This is a genomic window from Thalassospira sp. (assembly GCF_030690045.1).
Lineage (GTDB): Bacteria > Pseudomonadota > Alphaproteobacteria > Rhodospirillales > Thalassospiraceae > Thalassospira.
Genome location: NZ_JAUYHK010000021.1, coordinates 345,069 through 363,665, shown reverse-complemented (window position 1 = coordinate 363,665; position 18,597 = coordinate 345,069). Strand labels below are relative to the sequence as shown.

The window sequence follows — 18,597 nt, the reverse complement described above, 5'->3', positions numbered from 1 at the left end:
TCCTCTTGCGGGCACGCCCGTCGCCTTGTCTGTCCATGTAACGCTGCATCATCGCCTCTTTCCTCTGGCCCAAACGCAAAAACCCGCAAGGCACAAGGCCTTGCGGGTTTCGGTCCGGGCGGATTTATCCCCTTGACTTTTCTGTTATGCCACAGCGAAAAGAACAAATCAAGAACTTTTTTCAAAAAATCTGAAAAACTTTCCCCGCGCACCGTATACAGATCAAAAATACTGTAAAAACAATGAGTTGCCTTCCGGGTCACACACCCACATCAATCTGCGTGGTTTTGTGTGGCGTGGTTTCGGCGATCAATTGATCGGCCACCGACAAAAGGGCATCGCGCGGACTCATCCCCGCCTCTATCGCGTGGTTATAGGTCTCGCGTTGGCGGCGCGCGCTGGTGCCGCGTGCAATGATGGTGCGGGCATGTTCAATTTCGGCAACACAGCCAAAATGCTCGGCATCGGGCCGAATCAGATCCAGAATTTCTTCCAGCAAATCAGCATAGGGAACAATTTCAGACCGACCAAAATCAATCAGCCCGGCCTTGTCCCCGGCATCGCTGCCATAACGACAGGCCCGCCAGCGATTCTCGCGCACCAGCATATTGGCATAAATCCGCCAGCGCTGATTATTGCGCCGCAACCGGTACAACATGCGCAAAAGGCATCGGGTCAGGGTGGCAACGCACACCGCATCCTCGACACTGGTGCAAACATCGGCAATCCGCATTTCCAGTGTCGGCCAACGGTCCGAAGGCCGCAAATCCCACCATAATTTGGTGCCGTCTTCGATCACACCGGCATTGATCAGCATATCGACATGGCGGCGATATTCCGCCCATGACCCGAACACTTCGGGCAAACCGGTGCGCGGCAGATTGTCAAACACCGACAGGCGAAAGGTTTGCAGGCCGGTATCGCGCCCGCGCCAGAATGGCGAGGATGTGGTCAAGGCCAAAAGATGCGGCAGGAAATAGGATGCCTGCGCCATCAATTCGATTCGCAGATCGTCATCTTCGATCCCGACATGGACATGCATGCCGCAAATCAGCAACCGTTCAACCACCGTGCGCAAATCACGGGCAATGGTGTTATAACGTTCGCCGTCGGTGTGTTTCTGATTGTCCCATTGCGCAAAAGGATGCGTCGATGCCGCCAGCAACGCCATGTCATAACGGGCGGCAATACCGGACAAAACCGTGCGCAAATGCACAAGCTGGTCCCGTGCCTCGGCGGCGGAATGACAGACTTTGGTGCCGGTTTCAATCTGGCAGCGCATGAATTCACTGGCGACCTGATCGCCCAGTTCCGCCTTGCAGTCTTTCAGGAAACCGGCAGCCGGATCGGCGGCAAGGTCGCGTGTTTCGCGATTCACCAGCCAGAATTCTTCCTCGATCCCGATGCTAAAACCCGGTTCCTGCGCCAAGGCCAAATCAGTCTCTCCTGAGCTTGTAAAGTCCCGGATCGGCGAGGATATCCGCAAAGGCATCGCCAAGGATTTTTGCCCATTTCGCACACCCTTCGTCAGTATCAATCAGATCCTGCCGCAATTCAATCGATACGCAAGGCAAACCGGCGGCTTCCCCATGATGGTCAATCGTATAATCGGCCAGATGTTGCCCCGAATAAGGCTCGTTATCGCCAATCGTCAAACCCGGATTCTGCGCCCGCAACGCCGCCAGCAACGGCACGGGAATGCGATCATCGCGATCCCACAACACCCCGATTTCCCATGGCCTCTCGAACCCCTGGAATACCGGGGTGAAACTGTGAATGGCAATCAGGGCCGGGGTGCGGTGATGGGCATGGAAATATGCAATGCGTTCTTCAATCGCCCCGTGATAGGGCAGGAAAATCTCGCGAATGCGGGCCATCCGGTCGGACGGCGACAGGTTTTTATTGCCCGGCACTACGGTCTGGTCGCTGATTTCAGGCATGCCGGTCGGGTCCCAAAGCTGCCGGTTAACATCCACCACCAACCGCGAATAACCGCCCAGAACCGCCGGGCAGTCAAACCGTTCAACCAGAATTTCCGTAACCTTCTGCGCCCCGATATCCCAACCGATATGCCGTTTGCGTTCCGATTCCGGCAGGCCAAGCGTCCCCAGCGCCGCCGGAATGTCGCGTGAAGCATGATCACAGACAAACAACGCATTTCCGGCACCATCGCCATTGATCACCTTAAACGGGGCGGGATCATCGCGGCTTAACAATTGCCCGGCATGCTGGCTCACGGAACGTCTCCTGATCAATTCAATATATGTTTTTGGCAAAGGGCCGGCCCAACCGATCCCCCACCACAGGCTTTCACCTATCAAGTTGCAGGATTTCTGGCAAGATGCGCCGAAATCCCCTAATGTGGTATGACCAGTTACCGGCTTCTGTATCTGTTCTGGCCTGTCGCCCCGGAGGTGCCAAGTACAATGCCCCATCATCCTGATCCGTCACAGGACATCCCGCCCAAACGCATTGCCGATCAGGTGGCGGAAAAGCTGTTGGCGAAAATCACCAACGGGGTGTTTTTGCCCGGTGAACGCCTGCCCGGCGAACGGCAACTGGCCGAAGACATGAATGTCAGCCGGGTCTCGGTCCGTGCCGCCTTGCAACGTCTTAAAACGCGGGGCTATTTGCGGGCGGTTCAGGGCGGCGGCACCGAAGTTTTATCCTCGACCGGGGTGGAACTGGACACCGCGATGACCGATCTGGTGCGTGGCTCCCTGACCAATTTGCGCGATTTGCAGGAATTGCGCAGCATCCTTGAAAGCTGGGCCGCCCGCCGCGCCGCCGAAAATGCCAGCGATGCCGATATTGAAAATCTGCTGCACATTTATCGGCAGGCCCATGACCCGCGCCGGTCGCCAAAATACCGGGTGGAGGATGACCACCGCCTGCATATGGCGATTGCCAAGGCCAGCGGCAGCATCATCTATTATCACCTGATGAAAATGCTGCATGATGTGCTGCACGCAGCCCTTGATGAAATCCGGTTCAATGCCTTTTCCGGCCCATCCTTTGACCATATGGTGCAGGAGCATCATCACATGATTGTCGCCGCCATTGCCGCCCGCGACCCGGATGCCGCCGAAGCCGCGATGAACCGGCACCTGACCGCCGTTGTCGAACATTTCATCAATGCCGGTCTGGAACGACCCGCCTGACATCCAAAATCAATTCAGGAAACCGCCATGACAGCCCCGTCTCGCCCTTTCTTGCTGCAACTGATGCAGGCCGCCCTTGTCGCCGCCGACCCTGCCGTGCAAATTCCGCGCAACCTGCCCGGCAAGCCCAAAGGCCGAACCATTGTGGTCGGCGCGGGCAAGGCATCGGCCAATATGGCACAGGCATTCGAGAAATGCTGGAACGCACCGGTCGAAGGATTGGTGGTGACCCGCTATGACCATGCCGCCCCGTGCAAAAATATCGAAATTGTCGAGGCCGCCCACCCGGTGCCCGATGCCGCCGGACAAAAAGCCGCCACCCGCATTCTTGAAATTGTGCAGAATGCCGGGCCGGATGATCTGGTGGTCTGCATGATATCGGGCGGCGGGTCGGCCTTGCTGGCCCTGCCCGCACCGGGTATCAGCCTTGAAGACAAACAGACAATCAACAAGGCCCTGCTGCGCAGCGGTGCCACCATCGCCGAAATGAATTGCGTGCGCAAACATCTGTCATCGATCAAGGGCGGGCGACTGGCTGCGGCCTGTGCCCCTGCCAAAATGATCACCTATCTGGTGTCCGATGTGCCCGGCGATGCCCCGACCATCATTGCCTCCGGTCCGACCGTGGGCGACCCGACCAGTCAGGCCCAGGCCCGCGCCATTCTGGCACGCTATAAAATCCCCTGTTCCGAGGCCGTGAATAACATCCTGAATGACCGCGCTTATGAAACCGTCAAACCCGATGATACCTGTTTTGACGGCCATCAGGTGGTGATGCTGGCCCGCCCGCAAGACTCGCTCGAAGCCGCCGCAAAAATCGCCCGCGATCATGGCATAACGCCAGTCATCCTGGGCGATGCGATTGAAGGCGAATCCCGCGATGTTGCCATCATGCACGCCGGAATCGCCCGGCAGGTCGCCCGCCACGGCCAACCGGCGGCAAAACCCTGTGTGTTGTTGTCCGGCGGGGAAACCACGGTAACCGTCACCGGCAAGGGCGGACGCGGCGGACGCAACAGCGAATTTTTGCTGTCGCTGATGATTCAGTTGCGCGACGATCCGGGCTTTGCCGCCCTTGCCATTGATACCGATGGCATTGATGGCAGCGAGGATAATGCCGGGGCCATCATTGAACCGGGATCATGGCGACGCAGTATCAAAACCGGCCTTGATCCCCATGATTTTCTGACCCGCCACGATTCTTACAGCCTGTTTGAAAAAACCGGCGATCTGGTGGTAACCGGCCCGACCCTGACCAATGTCAACGATTTCCGGGCGATATTGATTGAATGAGGGCTATTTCGGCAACCACGGCCTGATCCAGCCCAGCCCGTCTTCGGTCAGGCCATAGGGTTTGTATTCGCAACCGATCCAGCCGTCATACCCAATGCGATCGAGCATATAAAACAGGAACGGGTAATTCATTTCGCCGCTGTCGGGCTCATGGCGGCCCGGCACCCCGGCAATCTGGATATGGCGGATGGCCTCAATATGGCGGTCCAGACGGGCGGCAATGTTTCCGCCGACAATCTGCGCATGGTAAATATCAAATTGCAGGGCCAGATTGGGGTGATCCAGTTCCTGTAAAATCACCGCCGCCTGTTCCACGGAATTTAGCAAATAACCCGGCATATCGACCGGGTTGATCGGCTCGATCAGGATTGTGACCCCGGCCTTGGCGGCTTCATCAGCAGCATAAAGCAAATTATCACAATAAAGCCGCGCCAGATCACCGCTGTTTTCGCCCTTTTGCACCAGCCCCGCCATACAATGGACAAGCGGGCATTCCAGCGCGGTGGCATAATCAAGTGCACGCACCACGGAATCGCGAAATTCGTCCTCGCGCCCCGGACGGCAGGCCAACCCCTTGTCGCCCCGCATTTCATCGCCAAACGGCATGTTAAACAAAATCTGCGTCAGGCCATTATCATCCAGATGGCGTTTCAAATCGGCCATCGGCATGTCATAGGCCCCGATATATTCGACCCCGGAAAACCCGGCAGCAGCCGCCGCCGCAAACCGTTTTTCAAAAGGCCGGTCGGCAAACAGCAAGGACAGATTGGCGGCAAAACGCGGCATGGCTGGACTTCTTTTCTGGCTGATCGGTTGTCACACCGGCATGGTTTCGCAATCCGCCGCCTGCGTCAATCGGCAATCGGGTTTGCCGCCGCTTCGCGGTACAGCCATGCGGCAAAGGTGACGACTTCGGCCTGATTGGGGCCGGTTCCGGTATGCAGCAGATGATGGCTGTAACCTTTCATCACCGGCCCGAAAGGCTGCACCAAAAGACCGGATGCCAGTTCATCCGCCGCCATGACCAGGCTTGAAATCGCAACACCCTGCCCGGCAAGGGCGGCCTGAATGGCATGGGTATCATCGGTGAAACTCAAGCCTGCATGGGTGTTGATGCCCTCGATCCCGGCGATTTTGCACCAACGCACCCATGTCGGCGTCATATCATCTGGGCGCAACCATTCGGCATGCAGCAAGGCACAACGCCGTAAATCCTCGACCACGCGGACATTCAAACGCGGGCTGCATACCGGGGCGAAACGGTCGGCAAACAGGGTTTCCACCTGCAACCCGGGATACGGCCCGGCACCATAACGAATGGCCGCATCGGTGATGCCCGGCTTCAGATCGACCGGGGCGGTTGTGGTATGCAGGCGCAAATGGATATCGGGATGCAATGCCTGAAACCGGGCCAGACGCGGCAACAGCCACTTGGCGGCAAAGGACGGCAAAACCGATACTGTCAGCCCCCGTTGCGCCCGCTGTCCGCGCAGACGGTCAATCGCGGCGGCAAAACCGGCAAACCCATCGCGCAATACCGGAAACAATTCCTGCCCCGCCGGGGTCAGCACCACCTGACGCGGCAATCGATCAAACAGATGTAAGCCCAACGTTTCTTCCAGCAGACGCACCTGATGGCTGATCGCCGTCGGGGTGACGGCCAGTTCGGCGGCTGCGCGCTTGAAACTCAGATGACGGGCAGCGGCCTCAAAAGCGCGCAAAGTGGCAAGGGGCGGCATCATGGATGAATTGTACTCATCTATTGGCTGATCAATTCGATTTTGCCACATGTCATTAAAACAGGCAATTTTTGCATCAAACATCATTCATTACGGATGATTACAGATCATGAATGGAGCTTGTCATGACCACAATCCTGCATATCGACAGTAGCGCACGCCCCGGTCGGTCCGATACACAGGCGCATGGATCCCATACCCGCCGTTTAAGCGCGAAATTCATCGAACACTGGCGCAATTTGCGCCCCGGGGATGACGTGATTTACCGTGATGTCGGCACTCATCCGCCCACACCGGTCAGCGGTGACTGGATACATGCCGCCTTTACCAAACCAGAACAGCGCGAAGACGGGATGCACGCAGTTCTGGCCGAAAGCGACACCCTGATTGATGAATTGTTCCGGGCCGATGTGATTGTCGCCGGGGTGCCGATGTATAATTTTGGCATGCCCGCCCAGATGAAGGCATGGATCGATAACATCGTGCGGGTCGGACGAACATTTGGTTTTGACCGGTCCCGCAAAGATGTACCGTACTGGCCGATGGTCACCGGCGACAAATCCCTTGTTGTGTTATCGGCCCGCGGTGATTTCGGATATGATCCCGGTGGGCGGGTTGCCCATCTGAACCATGTCGAGGCCGGGGTGTGCAGCCCGCTGGAATATATCGGTATCACCGATCATCACACTGCGGCCATCGAATATGATGAATTTGGCGATGATCGCACGGCACAATCAATTGCCCGTGCCGAAGCCAAAACCGCCGAAATCGTCGAACATCTTGTGGCACGACACCGCCAAACCAGCGCCGCCTGATCCCGTCCTTTTCTAATCCACCGGTTGGGATGCGGTCCCGTCTTCTTCGGGGCTGATCCTGCCGGTGATCAGGCGGGCACCCTTTTTCCGGAACACATAGCTCCAGACCCACTGGATCATCACAAGCGACGGCGCACGCAATCCGATCAGGAAATAAATATGCGCAAGCCCCCAAAACCACCATGCCAGCCACCCGCGCAGCTTGAACCCGTTCAGATCAATCACCGCCCGGTGGCGGCCAATAGTCGCAAGGTTTCCGGCATGGCGATAATGAAAGGCCGGGGTCGCCCGCCCGGCCAGATGATCGCGAATACGGCGCCCGACATAGGCCCCCTGTTGCTTGGCCGCCGGGGCAATACCCGGCACAGTCAGGCCATCGCGCCACGCGACATGGGCGGCATCACCAATCACAAAAACATCGGGATGCTCCGGCAGGCTCATATCGGGTTTGGTTTTAATCCTGCCACCCCGGTCGGTTTCCGCCCCGGTCCATGTTCCCAGATGCTCAACCGTCACCCCGGCCCCCCAGATCACATTGGCACTGGGAATGAATTCATCGCCAATCCGTGCCCCGGCCTTTGAAATATCACTGACCGACTGACCAGTGCGGACTTCAACCCCCAGCGATTCCAAAGACCGGCGGGTATAATCGGACAGATCATCGGGAAATGCCGCCAATAGTTTCGGCCCACCTTCGGCCAGAATGATGCGGGCATCACGCGGATCGATGCGGCGAAAATCATGCGACAGGGCCTGTTTCGCCAGTTCGGCAATCGCCCCGGCCATTTCAACGCCGGTCGGACCACCGCCAACCACAATAAAATTCAGATAACGACGGCGCGCCTCGGGATCATCGGTGTTTTCGGCCCGCTCAAACGCCAGCAACAGATTTTTGCGAATTTCGGTGGCTTCGGCGATGGTTTTAAGGCCCGGTGCCGATTTTTCCCACTCATCATGCCCGAAATAGGATGTCCGCGCCCCGGTTGCCAGCACCAGATAATCATAATCCACCCGGCGATCCCCGGCGATGATCTGTTTGCCCGGCAGATCAAGGCCCGTCACCTCACCCATAAAGACCGATACGTTTTTGACCCGGCTGAACATACTGCGGATCGGCCAGGCAATTTCGGCGGGGGACAAATCAGCAGTGGCGACCTGATACAGCAAGGGTTGAAACAGATGATGGTTACGACGGTCGATCAGGACAACATCGACATCCGCCCCGCTCAGTTTTTTCGCCACCGCCAGGCCACCAAATCCGGCCCCGACGATCACGACCCTTGGTTTTTTGGTCATGTTTTCCGTTCTCCATCCTTGCCCGCCCCGCAGATGATCTAGGCAGGACAGGGACTTATGGCAAGATGTTGTGGTTTTCGCGTTCGGAACAAAAGACAGAACCGCCTGTTAGCGTTATAACAGATCAACCCCGTCACCCAGCAGGATAACGCAGATCATGACCACCCCCTTCAGCCTTCACCCGCAACTGGCCGCCGACACCGTTTCTGTCACCGAAGGGCCGCTGTCACATGTGCTTTTAATCAAGGATGCCCGTTATCCGTGGCTTGTTCTGGTGCCCCGCCGGGCGGGGCTGGTTGATTATGATGATCTGAGTGTTTCCGAACGCACCCTTTTGGGGGCAGAATGCGCCATCACATCGGCCAGCCTGAAAAAACTGTTTGCCGCCCCCAAAACCAATGTCGCGATGCTGGGCAATATGGTGCCGCAATTGCATTGCCATGTCATTGCGCGGTTTCGCGATGATGCGGCATGGCCGGGGCCGGTATGGGGTGTTGGCACGGCACGTCCTTATGACGATGCAGAAATGGAAACACGGCTGGTGGCCTTGCGGGCGGAATTAATTCCAGCATTCACCACGGTCTGATTTCAGGGGTTGACGCATATCAAGGCAGACGATTTGGAATAATGCCAAAAAGTCCGGGTAATCACATGAGGCCCGCCATTGCCATGAAAAACGCCCTGCACGAAAAATATGACCTGCGCCTGCCGCGTTATACCAGTTATCCCACGGCACCGCATTTCACCCCGACCGTCAATGGCGAGGTTTATCGTCGCTGGCTTGCTGATCTGGACCCGGCGCAGCCGCTGTCGCTGTATTTCCATGTACCCTATTGCGAGGAAATGTGCTGGTTTTGCGGTTGTAACACCAAAATTACCAAACATTATGCGCCAGTGGGCAGCTATGTCGAAGTGCTGCGCACGGAAATTGGCAATGTGATTGCCGCCCTGCCCGGTCGTTATCAGGTTTCACATATCCATTTTGGTGGCGGCAGCCCAACCATCATGAAAGGCGATGATTTGCGCGCCATCATGGATAATATTCGCGCCGGATATGATGTTTTGCCCGATGCCGAAATTGCCATTGAAATGGACCCACGCACCGCCAATCGCGATTTGATGGATGCGATGCGCGATTGCGGATTTACCCGGTCCAGCATCGGTATTCAGGATTTCAACCCGGTGGTGCAAAAATCCGTCAACCGCGTACAACCATTTGAAATGGTCGCCCAGGTCATTGCCGATTTGCGGGCGCGCAAGATGACCGGCATCAATGTCGATCTGATGTATGGCCTGCCGTATCAGACCACCGAAACCCTGATTGAAACGGTCGATCAGACCGTCACCCTCAACCCGGATCGCCTGTCAGTCTTTGGCTATGCCCATGTGCCGTGGATGAAAAAACACCAAAACCTGATCCCCGAACACGCCCTGCCCGGCACCACCGAACGCTGGGCACAATATGAAACCATCCAGAAACGCCTGTGTGAACATGGTTATGTCGCCATTGGACTGGATCATTTCGCCCGCGCCGATGATGCGATGGCGATTGCCATGCAGGCCGGGCTTTTGCACCGCAATTTTCAAGGTTACACCACCGACCGCGCCGAGGCCCTGATTGGCATGGGACCGTCGGCGATTTCATCGCTGCCGCAAGGATATGCGCAAAATGACCCGGCGCTGGGCCGCTGGAAACGGGCTGTGGTCGATGGCGTTCTGGCGATTGAAAAGGGTATTGCAATTGACAACGAAGATCGACTGCGCCGCGACATCATCAACGAATTGATGTGCCATTTATCGGTCGATGTTGCCGATATTTGCCAGCAACATGGCACATCGCCTGACCGTTTCACCCCGGAAATGGACCGTATCCGCGCCATGATGGTCGATGGTATTGTAAAAGTTAACGACGCAAACATCACCATCACCGAAAGCGGTCGCCCGCTGGTTCGGGCCGTCTGTGCGGCGTTCGATACCTATCTTAACCATGCCCACGGTCGCCATTCGCAGGCGGTCTGAACATCACGGTGCGCTGTTTCAGGCGGAACGGCGCACCGACAAAATCACAATCCCGGAAATCACAATCAGCCCGCCCAACATCTGACCAAGGCTGAGCATCTGATCAAGAATCATCCAGCCAAACAGCAGGGTGGCAATCGGTTCCATATTCATCACCGGCGCATTGCGTGCCATATTCAGACGCGGCACCGAAATGAACAAAACCGAAAACGCCATGCCATACAGAATAACCAGCGTCACCAGCCCGATCCAGCCAGGTACCGCCGATGGCAAAGCCATGCCGCCGGGCACCAGATCGGCCATTCCGGCAACAATCATCGCTACAAACACCACGATCATCGTGAACATGCTGCGCACCGAACCGCGCAACGACGACAATTTATGATCGGTAATCCACAATGCGATGGCAAAGGCCGTCGCCGCCCCCAGCGCAAAGGCAATACCCGGCCACCAATCCGCATTATCGGCGCCAGTGTCAACCAGACGTGCGGGTACATCAAGGGCCAGAACCAGCCCCGACAGAATGAATGCCATCAACAAGGCCGATTGCCATGTCGGCCGCGGCCCGCCCAGCCCCCATGTCAGCAGAGCCAGCAAAATCGGAAAACTGTTGGCTGTCAACAAGGCAAGGGCGACCGGAATGCGTGCCACTGCCGAATACAGACACAGGCTTTGCACCGTGATCAGCAATCCCAACACCAGTTGCCAGCGCCGTGTGCCGACCGGCAAGCGGATGGATTGACGCTGCCAAACCACAAGCCCGATCAGAATCAGCAACGCCACCCCGGACCGGCATAAAATCGCCAACAGCAACCCGGTATCGTTTTCAAAGGCCAGACGGGCGGCAACATGATTGCCCGCAAAGCCGCAGGCCACAGTCATCAGAATCAATACTGCGATGTGGCGCGGGAACAGGGCAGGGCTGGCAAAAGACATGGCAAGATCAACAGACATATTGTTGTTTTAACGATGATAAAGGCAGAAGACCGGAAAGCAGGCCCGGAAACAAGCCCTGTCTGGTGAGGTTTCCTTCACCGACCCGACAGGGCTTGCAATATCAGGTGGTCTCGCAGACCAGTTGCGGGCGGCGATCAAGGTTAGCGCTCCAAAGAGTCAGAACCAATGCCCCGGCCACCAATACCGCCCCAACCCAAGGTGTGGCACCAAGGCCCAGCGGCGATGCTACCACAAGGCCGCCAACCCACGCGCCAATTGCAATACCAAGGTTAAAGGCCGCAATATTCAGGGCCGACGCCACATCCACCCCGCCAGGGCGATGAAGTTTTGCCAGTTGCACGACATAAAGCTGTAAACCGGGCACACTCGCAAAGGACAAAAAACCTAATGCCGCCAGCGTGATGATCGCCAGAACCGGCGAAACCGATGTAAAACTGAAAATCAGCAATACCAGTGCCTGTGCAGCAAACAACCCGGTCAGGGCGCGCACCGGGTCGCGGTCGGCAATGCGCCCGCCGACAAGATTACCCGCCGCAATCGCCAGACCATACAAAACCAGAATCAGGCTGACACGAGATTCGGCAAAGCCGGTAATATCCTGAAGGATCGAGGCCAGATAGGTAAAGGCAACGAATGTGCCGCCATATCCAAGGGCGGTCATGGCAAACACCAGCAATAACCGGCCACTGCCCAGCACCCGCACCTGATCGATCAGACGCGCCGGGGCCGCCCGGTTCAGATTGCCATGCAATAACAGGGCAATCCCGGCAAAGGCAATGACGCCAAGCAGGGACACGCCCCAGAACGTCGCCCGCCAGCCAAAAATCTGCCCGATAAAGGTGCCTAGCGGAACCCCTGTGACAATCGCCACCGTCAGCCCCGTAAACATCATGGCAATGGCCGAAGCCCGTCGGTTTTCCGGCACCAGATCGGCGGCAATCGTCGCCCCGATCGAAAAGAACACCCCGTGCGCAAAGGCCGAGATCACCCGTGCAACCAGCAATATTTCATAACCGGGGCTAAGCGCGGCGGCGGAATTGCCGACAATGAAAAGCCCCATCAGCCCCAATAACAGGGTTTTACGGTTAAGCCGCCCGGTCAAAGCCGTTAGAACCGGCGCACCAAAAGTAACGCCAAGGGCATATACACTGACAATCAGCCCGGCCATCGGCAGGCTGACAGATAAATCATTCGCCACGGTCGGTAACAGTCCGACAATGACGAATTCCGTTGTCCCGATCGCATAAGCCGCGATCGTCAACGCAAAAAGCGCAAGTGGCATTCTCAAATATCTCCGGCCCGCACGGTCTGCGGACAATTGGGTTGTGGGGCCCTCACCCCGATCAATGGCACCCACTATGCCGACGCAGGGCTTGTGCGATAATCCGGATTGCGCGACAAATGCTTTTGAATTTAATTCAAAGCCGGAGGATCAGTTGGATAATCGTGCAGGGGAAATGGAAGTTTTCATCCGTGTGGCGGAGCTTGGCAGTTTTTCCGAAGCGGGTCGCAAACTCCATCTGTCGCCATCGGCAGTCAGCAAGCTCGTCACCCGGATCGAAGATCGGCTTACGACCCGGCTTTTGGTGCGGTCCACCCGTGGATTGCAACTGACACCCGAAGGCGAGATGTATCTGACCCGCGCCCGGCGCGTGATTGATGAAATCGACGATGCCGAACGAACTGTCGCCAGCGGCGGCAAGGCCGCCCCGCGTGGACGGTTACGCATCAATGCCTCGATTGCCTTCGGGATCATGTATGTGCAACCGCTGATCCCGGCCTTTCTGGAACGCTACCCCGAGGTCGAACTGGATTTTTCCCTGACTGACGGGATCATTGATCTACTGGAAGAACGGGCCGATATTGCCATCCGGTCGGGGGCATTGCCCGACTCTTCGCTTAAGGCCCGAAAACTGATCGAAAGTTACCGGATGGTCGTGGCATCCCCCGATTACCTGGTCCGGCACGGCCAGCCAAACCATCCGGACGACCTTGTGGGTCACAATTGTCTGCGGTTTAACTTTCCTTTGCCGTTGAATGAATGGGCGTTTCGCACCCCCGAAACAGGCGAACAATTTAATCGCACGATATCCGGTAATTTCCTGTGCGATAACGGTCCGTCAATGCGCCGGATGTGCCTGTCGGGGCTGGGCATTGCGCGATTGGGCCGGTTTCACGTTCAGGGTGACATCAATGCCGGTACGCTGGTTGAAATCCTGCCCGACTGGAACCCGCGCGATGAACAATTGATCCATGCGGTTTTTGCCGGGCATGAACATCTGGCTGGCCGCATCCGTGCCTTTGTCGATTTTCTGGCAGACAATATTGCCGCTTAGGATGCCAACAGTTCCAGACACCGTTTGGCGATATCCTGCGCCGGATACAGGCGCGGATGATCAAACGGTGTAATGTCACCTTGCAGGGGCCGGGCATATCCGGCATCAAACAGTGCCTGGTGCAAAATCTGGTGGCGCGGGGCGGCAATACCATCGGGCGCATGGATATAAACCCCACCCGGCGCGGCACAGGCCTCGCAACACATCGACACAGAATCCCCCGTAACAATCAGAATATCGGCCAGCGCCAGATAACCGAAATAAGGGTTTTCATCCGCACTGGTCCAGTCATGCAGGCGATAAGTCACCCCTGATTGCGCCAGCATCGCCGCAATCAGAGCCTCATTATCCCTCCCGGTACGACGGCTGGTGGTGACCAGAAGACTGCCGCCGGTTTTCCGGACGGCATCAATCGACCGGTCCATCAGGTCTGTCGCCATAACGGATGTAAACACTGTTCGCTTTGTATTACCGCCCACACTGACCGCAATCAGCGGTTTGGGCAAATTGCCAAAGACCGGGGCCCAATGTTGCGCGGCCTCGTCCAGCCGCGCGTCGGTAATCCGGTGTGCGGCCCCAAAGGTTTCCAGAACATTCGGTGCCGGGTCCATACTGTCATGGGCGGGAACGGCGATCAGGTCAAAATGGCGGATATCACAGTCTGGTCGCATGATCTGACAGATTTTGCTGCGCCCGCCGCTTTGCTTTTTGATCCATCGCGCCACCGGCACAGTCCGCCGCCCGACCGAAATCACCAGATCGGGCCACGGTGCCACAAGACGGGCCCGACTTTCACCGGCAATCCCGATCAGGGTATCGCTCCGCACCATATTGGGCAGACGTGCCAGTTTGGTGTAATTAATATCGATGCGGCGAAACGGCATGTTCATGGCCTCGGCCACACCCATCGCCTGATTGACGTTACCGGCCCGGTCATCGGCCAAAATCCATATCCGGTTCGCCGCATCATTCATGGTTATTGCCCGTTTTTCTGGGCGGCGAATGCGCTTTCACGCAATTTCGACAAGGTGGTCGCGGTTGAAATTGCTTCTTGCGGCAAACGAATTTCAATCACGGCAGCTGTACCACTGTCGCGGCTGCGTTCAAAGGCACCGCGAAATTGCGTCTCATCCGTCACCAGTTCACCATGCACCCCAAACGAGCGGGCCAGTGCAACGAAATCCGGGTTTTTCAACTCGGTCGCGGACACACGGCCCGGATGGCGTTTTTCCTGATGCATGCGAATGGTGCCATACATGCCGTTATTGACGACAATAATGATCGGACGCCCGCCATATTGAACAGCGGTGGCAATTTCATGCTGGGTCATCATAAAACCGCCATCACCGACAAAGCCGATAACCATGCGATCCCGATGCATAATCGATGCCCCGACCGCTGCCGGAATGGAATATCCCATCGCGCCACAGGTCGGTGCCAACTGGGTCCGTGGAGTTTTAAACGGCAAAAACCGATGGACCCAACCGGAAAAATTCCCGGCATCAATTGTCATAATTGCATCATCGGGCATCAGGTCGCGCAAATCACGCACCACCACCCGCATGTCCAGCGATCCTTCGGGCACCACCGCCCCGTCCGGGTCAATAAAACCCAGATAATCGGCGCGGGCGGCCTGTCGCCATGCGGCCCAGTCGCCTTTGACAACCGGGATCTTCCCAATGGCGGCGGCAAATTCGGCCATACCCGACACAATACCAACCGTCGGCGTCCAGACACGGCCTATTTCTTCGGGTTCTGCATGGATATGCAAAACTGTCTGGGTCAGGCAAGCCGGGTTGGGAACTTCGTATCCTTGCGATGGCACTTCGCCAAACCGGGTGCCGATCAACAACAATGTATCGGCTTCGGCCATGCGTTTCGCCAGTTTGGGGCTAAGCGTATAGCCCAGTTCACCAACAAAAACCTCGACCCGGTTATCGACAATATCCTGACGGCGGAATGTCGAACAAACCGGAATATCCCACGCAGACAGAAACGCGGTGATATCGGCGCAGGCCTGGGGTGTCCAACCGCCTCCGCCAATCACGGCCATCGGTTTTTTCGCCTGCGACAAGGATCCAGCCAGGCGTTCCAGATCATTTCGGGCCGGGTTTGCCTGCACCGCCGCATAAGGACGGCCATCGGCAATTTTCACATGATCACGCAACATGTCTTCGGGCAGGGCCAAAACCACCGGCCCCGGACGTCCGGATGTGGCAACGCGAAACGCGCGGGCGACAAATTCGGGGATGCGTTCAGCATTCTCAATCTGGGCAACCCATTTCGCCATCGGGCCGAACATCTGGCGATAATCGATTTCCTGAAAGGCCTCGCGTTCAAACTGATCGCGGGCAACCTGACCAATAAACAGGATCAGGGGCGTTGAATCCTGCCGGGCGGTATGGATGCCGATGCTGGCATTGCACGCACCGGGGCCGCGCGTGACAAAACAAATGCCCGGTTTGCCGGTCAATTTGCCATAGGCCTCGGCCATATTGGCGGCCCCCTGTTCATGGCGGCAGGTGATCAGGTTGATCTCCTCTCCGACATCACAAAAGGCATCGAGAACTTCCAGATAACTTTCGCCCGGAACACACCAGGCGGTGTCGACGCCATGCAGGCGCAACTGGTCAACAAGAATACGTCCGCCATTGCGCAGTTGCGACGCCGGGGCGGCGGTGGGGCTTTGGGAATGGGTGGTCATTATGTTTCTCCATTATGACGTCCTTTTGCCAACCGGGGCATAACGTGGTGGCGCATCCCCGGAACCACGACCAAGCAGGCATGGCCGGGCAAAAAGACATCATGGATTGGTACAGACAAGTCCCTGTTTAATCAAGCACTGGCGCGGCACGCATGCCTCGCGTTATGATCGGTTACATTTTCCGGAAAACCGAAACACTCATGCTTCAAACATCTGCTTCCGCCCGACGCAGCGCCCGCCTTGTTCTGTTGGTCATGCTGATTTTATTACCGGTCACGGTTTGGCTCAGCATGGAATGGCAACGTGAAAGCCAGACAGCCGAAATCGAGGAAGAAAGCCGTAAAAAGCTGGAACTTTATCGGGCCAACCTGCAAGGGGCGCTCAAAGAACATGAATATCTGCCAATCACACTGGCCAGCGACCGCCTGATTTTGTGGCTGGTGGAAAATCCGGATCGCGGGGTGCGGGCCGGGGTCAATCTGTATCTGGAAAAACTTGCCGCCGATAGCGGGGCGTCCGACATCTATTTCATGGATACCGGTGGCCTGACGATTGCGTCAAGCAACTGGAACAGCGAGGCGTCTTTTATCGGACGCAATTTTGCCTTTCGCCCCTATTTCTTGCAGGCCATGAAGGGGGCAACGGCCCATCATTTCGCACTGGGCATCACATCGGGGCAGCCCGGCTATTATATTTCCCATCCGGTGCGCAATTCCAACGGTCGGATCGCCGGGGTGATGGTGGTCAAAACCCATCTGTCGCCGTTGGAAAATCGTTGGGCGCGCAGCAACGAAAATGTTCTGGTCGAGGATGAACACGGCGTTATCATTGTATCATCGCGACCGGAATGGCGTTTTCTCACAATGCGCGGACTGGAACAGGAAGAACGGGCATGGTTGCGGCGATCCCGCAAATATGGCGATGCCCCGTTGCATGGCATGCCAATCACCGATGGTGACTGGCCGGATATCAACAATGTGACGTCGCTAAAATTGCGGCCTGTGCTGCGGACTTACAGCCCGCCGCCCTTTGCCGATGGCGCAATCCGTCCGGTTACCGAAATGCCCCTTGCCCTTGCACATGACGATGTACCGTCCGTCTCCCCCAAACCTGTACGATATCTTGCGGTCAGTGACATCGTGCCCGTGCAAGGATGGCGCATTTACATGTTGACCGACTGGCAGGTACTGGAACAGGCCCGCACAGGAACCGCCCTGATAGCCGGTTCGGCCCATATCATTTTATTTGGCACCATTTTTGTGCTCCTGCTGCGTCGGCGCACCATGCTGGAACAGATCGAGGTGCGCGACTGGTCGCAACGGGAACTGGAACGTCAGGTGCGCCTGCGCACCACCGATCTGATGACCACCAACCAGAGACTGGCACAGGAAATTACCGAACGTCGCCGCACCGAAGATGCCCTGCGCACCGCACAGGCGGAACTGGTGCAGGCCGGAAAACTTGCCGCCTTGGGGCAAATGTCCGCCGGTATTGCCCATGAAATCAATCAGCCCCTGACCGCCATCCGCAGTTATGCCGACAATGCATTGCAATTTTTTGCCCGCGGCAAACCGGAAACGGTTGAACGCAACCTGATCCGGATTTCCGAACTGACCGAACGCATGGGACGAATTACCAACCATCTGAAAACATTCGCCCGGCGCCCCGAATATGACAGCCAGCCGGTCGATCTTGTTCCCGCCATCCACAAGGCAATTGATCTGGTGACCGAAACAGGGCGGGTCGCCGGAACTACGATCCGTTTTCATCCGCCAACTCCCTGCCCGCATATCATTGCCGAAGAAGCCCAGATCGAACAGGTATTTGTCAATCTGTTATCTAATGCCGCTGACGCTAGCCGGGATCATCCCCACCCCGAAATCGAGATTGATGTCACACCCGGCACACAATCTCTTTTGGTGGCTGTGCGCGACAACGGCACCGGCATTTCACCCGACAACATGCAAAAACTGTTTGATCCGTTTTTTACGACCAAGCCGTTTGGCGACGGGCTGGGCCTTGGCCTGTCGATCTGTTATGGCATTGTGCGCAGTTTCGGCGGCACCATGCGCGCCGAAAACAATGAAACGGGCGGGGCCTGTTTTACGGTTGAATTGCGCCAGGCCGACGACATTGCCACCACAACACAAGACGACATCTCGACGCCCGACGATGTGCCTGATAAAACAGCCGATATTCAGGAAGCCCATCACGAAGATGAAGCCGAAATGGCCGTTCATCGCCTGATTGGCCCCTGAAACAACCCGCAACAGCAAC

17 protein-coding genes are annotated in these 18,597 nt (G+C 56.9%); 8 read left to right on the top strand and 9 right to left on the bottom strand.

Annotation, left to right across the window (positions count from 1 at the left end; all coding sequences use genetic code 11):
* Positions 1 to 237 (top strand): hypothetical protein (locus Q8O73_RS18995; protein ID WP_305559771.1); only part of this gene is annotated, 237 nt, incomplete at its 5' end.
* 22 nt (positions 238 to 259) lie between these two features.
* Here Q8O73_RS18995 and Q8O73_RS18990 read toward each other — a convergent pair.
* Together Q8O73_RS18990 and Q8O73_RS18985 are read right to left on the bottom strand one after the other, a co-directional pair.
* Positions 260 to 1,429 (bottom strand): carboxylate-amine ligase, encoded by a 1,170-nt coding sequence (locus tag Q8O73_RS18990; protein ID WP_305559781.1) that lies wholly within the window; start codon positions 1,427 to 1,429, stop codon positions 260 to 262.
* A 7-nt stretch (positions 1,430 to 1,436) separates the two neighbouring features.
* Complete coding sequence (locus Q8O73_RS18985; protein WP_305559770.1) at positions 1,437 to 2,237, bottom strand: N-formylglutamate amidohydrolase; 801 nt, start codon at positions 2,235 to 2,237, stop codon at positions 1,437 to 1,439.
* A 189-nt stretch (positions 2,238 to 2,426) separates the two neighbouring features.
* On the opposite strand from Q8O73_RS18985, the gene Q8O73_RS18980 reads away from it, so the two are divergent.
* A complete protein-coding gene (locus Q8O73_RS18980) occupies positions 2,427 to 3,161 on the top strand; it encodes a FadR/GntR family transcriptional regulator (RefSeq protein ID WP_305559769.1) in 735 nt (244 codons plus the stop codon).
* A 27-nt stretch (positions 3,162 to 3,188) separates the two neighbouring features.
* On the top strand, positions 3,189 to 4,454 hold the full coding sequence (locus Q8O73_RS18975; RefSeq protein ID WP_305559768.1) for a glycerate kinase: 1,266 nt from the start codon (positions 3,189 to 3,191) through the stop codon (positions 4,452 to 4,454).
* Positions 4,455 to 4,457: 3 nt separating this feature from the next.
* Here Q8O73_RS18975 and otnI read toward each other — a convergent pair whose 3' ends face one another.
* Both otnI and gcvA read right to left on the bottom strand, forming a co-directional pair.
* Positions 4,458 to 5,240 carry a 2-oxo-tetronate isomerase gene (otnI, locus tag Q8O73_RS18970; protein WP_305559767.1) on the bottom strand — a complete coding sequence of 261 codons (783 nt, stop codon included), beginning with the start codon at positions 5,238 to 5,240 and terminating at the stop codon, positions 4,458 to 4,460.
* A 65-nt stretch (positions 5,241 to 5,305) separates the two neighbouring features.
* On the bottom strand, positions 5,306 to 6,196 hold the full coding sequence (gene gcvA / locus Q8O73_RS18965; RefSeq protein WP_305559766.1) for a transcriptional regulator GcvA: 891 nt from the start codon (positions 6,194 to 6,196) through the stop codon (positions 5,306 to 5,308).
* 122 nt (positions 6,197 to 6,318) lie between these two features.
* Here gcvA and Q8O73_RS18960 point away from each other — a divergent pair, with 122 nt between their 5' ends.
* Positions 6,319 to 7,008: an FMN-dependent NADH-azoreductase gene (locus tag Q8O73_RS18960; protein WP_305559765.1), complete on the top strand. Its 690-nt coding sequence runs from the start codon at positions 6,319 to 6,321 to the stop codon at positions 7,006 to 7,008.
* A 12-nt stretch (positions 7,009 to 7,020) separates the two neighbouring features.
* Here the strand turns inward: Q8O73_RS18960 and Q8O73_RS18955 are convergent, their stop codons facing one another.
* Positions 7,021 to 8,304: an NAD(P)/FAD-dependent oxidoreductase gene (locus tag Q8O73_RS18955; protein ID WP_305559764.1), complete on the bottom strand. Its 1,284-nt coding sequence runs from the start codon at positions 8,302 to 8,304 to the stop codon at positions 7,021 to 7,023.
* Positions 8,305 to 8,461: 157 nt separating this feature from the next.
* On the opposite strand from Q8O73_RS18955, the gene Q8O73_RS18950 reads away from it, so the two are divergent.
* Both Q8O73_RS18950 and hemN read left to right on the top strand, forming a co-directional pair.
* Positions 8,462 to 8,890 carry an HIT domain-containing protein gene (locus tag Q8O73_RS18950; RefSeq protein WP_305559763.1) on the top strand — a complete coding sequence of 143 codons (429 nt, stop codon included), beginning with the start codon at positions 8,462 to 8,464 and terminating at the stop codon, positions 8,888 to 8,890.
* A gap of 65 nt (positions 8,891 to 8,955) precedes the next feature.
* Entirely contained in the window at positions 8,956 to 10,323 is a 1,368-nt protein-coding gene (hemN, locus tag Q8O73_RS18945; protein ID WP_371135109.1) for an oxygen-independent coproporphyrinogen III oxidase, read from the top strand.
* A gap of 18 nt (positions 10,324 to 10,341) precedes the next feature.
* Here hemN and Q8O73_RS18940 read toward each other — a convergent pair whose 3' ends face one another.
* Together Q8O73_RS18940 and Q8O73_RS18935 are read right to left on the bottom strand one after the other, a co-directional pair.
* A complete protein-coding gene (locus tag Q8O73_RS18940; protein ID WP_305559762.1) occupies positions 10,342 to 11,277 on the bottom strand; it encodes a DMT family transporter in 936 nt (311 codons plus the stop codon).
* A gap of 103 nt (positions 11,278 to 11,380) precedes the next feature.
* Complete coding sequence (locus Q8O73_RS18935) at positions 11,381 to 12,562, bottom strand: MFS transporter (protein ID WP_305559761.1); 1,182 nt, start codon at positions 12,560 to 12,562, stop codon at positions 11,381 to 11,383.
* Between the two features lie 154 nt (positions 12,563 to 12,716).
* Here Q8O73_RS18935 and Q8O73_RS18930 point away from each other — a divergent pair, with 154 nt between their 5' ends.
* Positions 12,717 to 13,616: a LysR family transcriptional regulator gene (locus tag Q8O73_RS18930; RefSeq protein WP_305559760.1), complete on the top strand. Its 900-nt coding sequence runs from the start codon at positions 12,717 to 12,719 to the stop codon at positions 13,614 to 13,616.
* Here the strand turns inward: Q8O73_RS18930 and Q8O73_RS18925 are convergent.
* Both Q8O73_RS18925 and Q8O73_RS18920 read right to left on the bottom strand, forming a co-directional pair.
* A complete protein-coding gene (locus Q8O73_RS18925; protein WP_305559759.1) occupies positions 13,613 to 14,590 on the bottom strand; it encodes a mitochondrial fission ELM1 family protein in 978 nt (325 codons plus the stop codon). The two genes, Q8O73_RS18930 and Q8O73_RS18925, sit on opposite strands and share 4 nt — an antisense overlap.
* A 2-nt stretch (positions 14,591 to 14,592) precedes the next feature.
* Positions 14,593 to 16,320, bottom strand: coding sequence for a thiamine pyrophosphate-binding protein (locus Q8O73_RS18920; protein WP_305559758.1), 1,728 nt, complete (start codon positions 16,318 to 16,320; stop codon positions 14,593 to 14,595).
* Between the two features lie 200 nt (positions 16,321 to 16,520).
* On the opposite strand from Q8O73_RS18920, the gene Q8O73_RS18915 reads away from it, so the two are divergent.
* Complete coding sequence (locus tag Q8O73_RS18915) at positions 16,521 to 18,578, top strand: ATP-binding protein (protein ID WP_305559757.1); 2,058 nt, start codon at positions 16,521 to 16,523, stop codon at positions 18,576 to 18,578.
* Positions 18,579 to 18,597: the final 19 nt, after the last annotated feature.

Bases quoted from the DNA above. Each gene is read 5' to 3' on its own strand.
- Q8O73_RS18950 (WP_305559763.1), top strand. From the start codon at position 8,462: ATGACCACCCCCTTCAGCCTTCACCCGCAACTGGCCGCCGACACCGTT.
- Q8O73_RS18940 (WP_305559762.1), bottom strand. From the start codon at position 11,277: ATGTCTGTTGATCTTGCCATGTCTTTTGCCAGCCCTGCCCTGTTCCCG.
- otnI (WP_305559767.1), bottom strand. From the start codon at position 5,240: ATGCCGCGTTTTGCCGCCAATCTGTCCTTGCTGTTTGCCGACCGGCCT.
- Q8O73_RS18935 (WP_305559761.1), bottom strand. From the start codon at position 12,562: ATGCCACTTGCGCTTTTTGCGTTGACGATCGCGGCTTATGCGATCGGG.
- Q8O73_RS18960 (WP_305559765.1), top strand. From the start codon at position 6,319: ATGACCACAATCCTGCATATCGACAGTAGCGCACGCCCCGGTCGGTCC.
- Q8O73_RS18925 (WP_305559759.1), bottom strand. From the start codon at position 14,590: ATGAATGATGCGGCGAACCGGATATGGATTTTGGCCGATGACCGGGCC.
- hemN (WP_371135109.1), top strand. From the start codon at position 8,956: ATGAGGCCCGCCATTGCCATGAAAAACGCCCTGCACGAAAAATATGAC.
- Q8O73_RS18980 (WP_305559769.1), top strand. From the start codon at position 2,427: ATGCCCCATCATCCTGATCCGTCACAGGACATCCCGCCCAAACGCATT.
- Q8O73_RS18955 (WP_305559764.1), bottom strand. From the start codon at position 8,304: ATGACCAAAAAACCAAGGGTCGTGATCGTCGGGGCCGGATTTGGTGGC.
- Q8O73_RS18975 (WP_305559768.1), top strand. From the start codon at position 3,189: ATGACAGCCCCGTCTCGCCCTTTCTTGCTGCAACTGATGCAGGCCGCC.
- Q8O73_RS18920 (WP_305559758.1), bottom strand. From the start codon at position 16,320: ATGACCACCCATTCCCAAAGCCCCACCGCCGCCCCGGCGTCGCAACTG.
- Q8O73_RS18915 (WP_305559757.1), top strand. From the start codon at position 16,521: ATGCTTCAAACATCTGCTTCCGCCCGACGCAGCGCCCGCCTTGTTCTG.
- gcvA (WP_305559766.1), bottom strand. From the start codon at position 6,196: ATGATGCCGCCCCTTGCCACTTTGCGCGCTTTTGAGGCCGCTGCCCGT.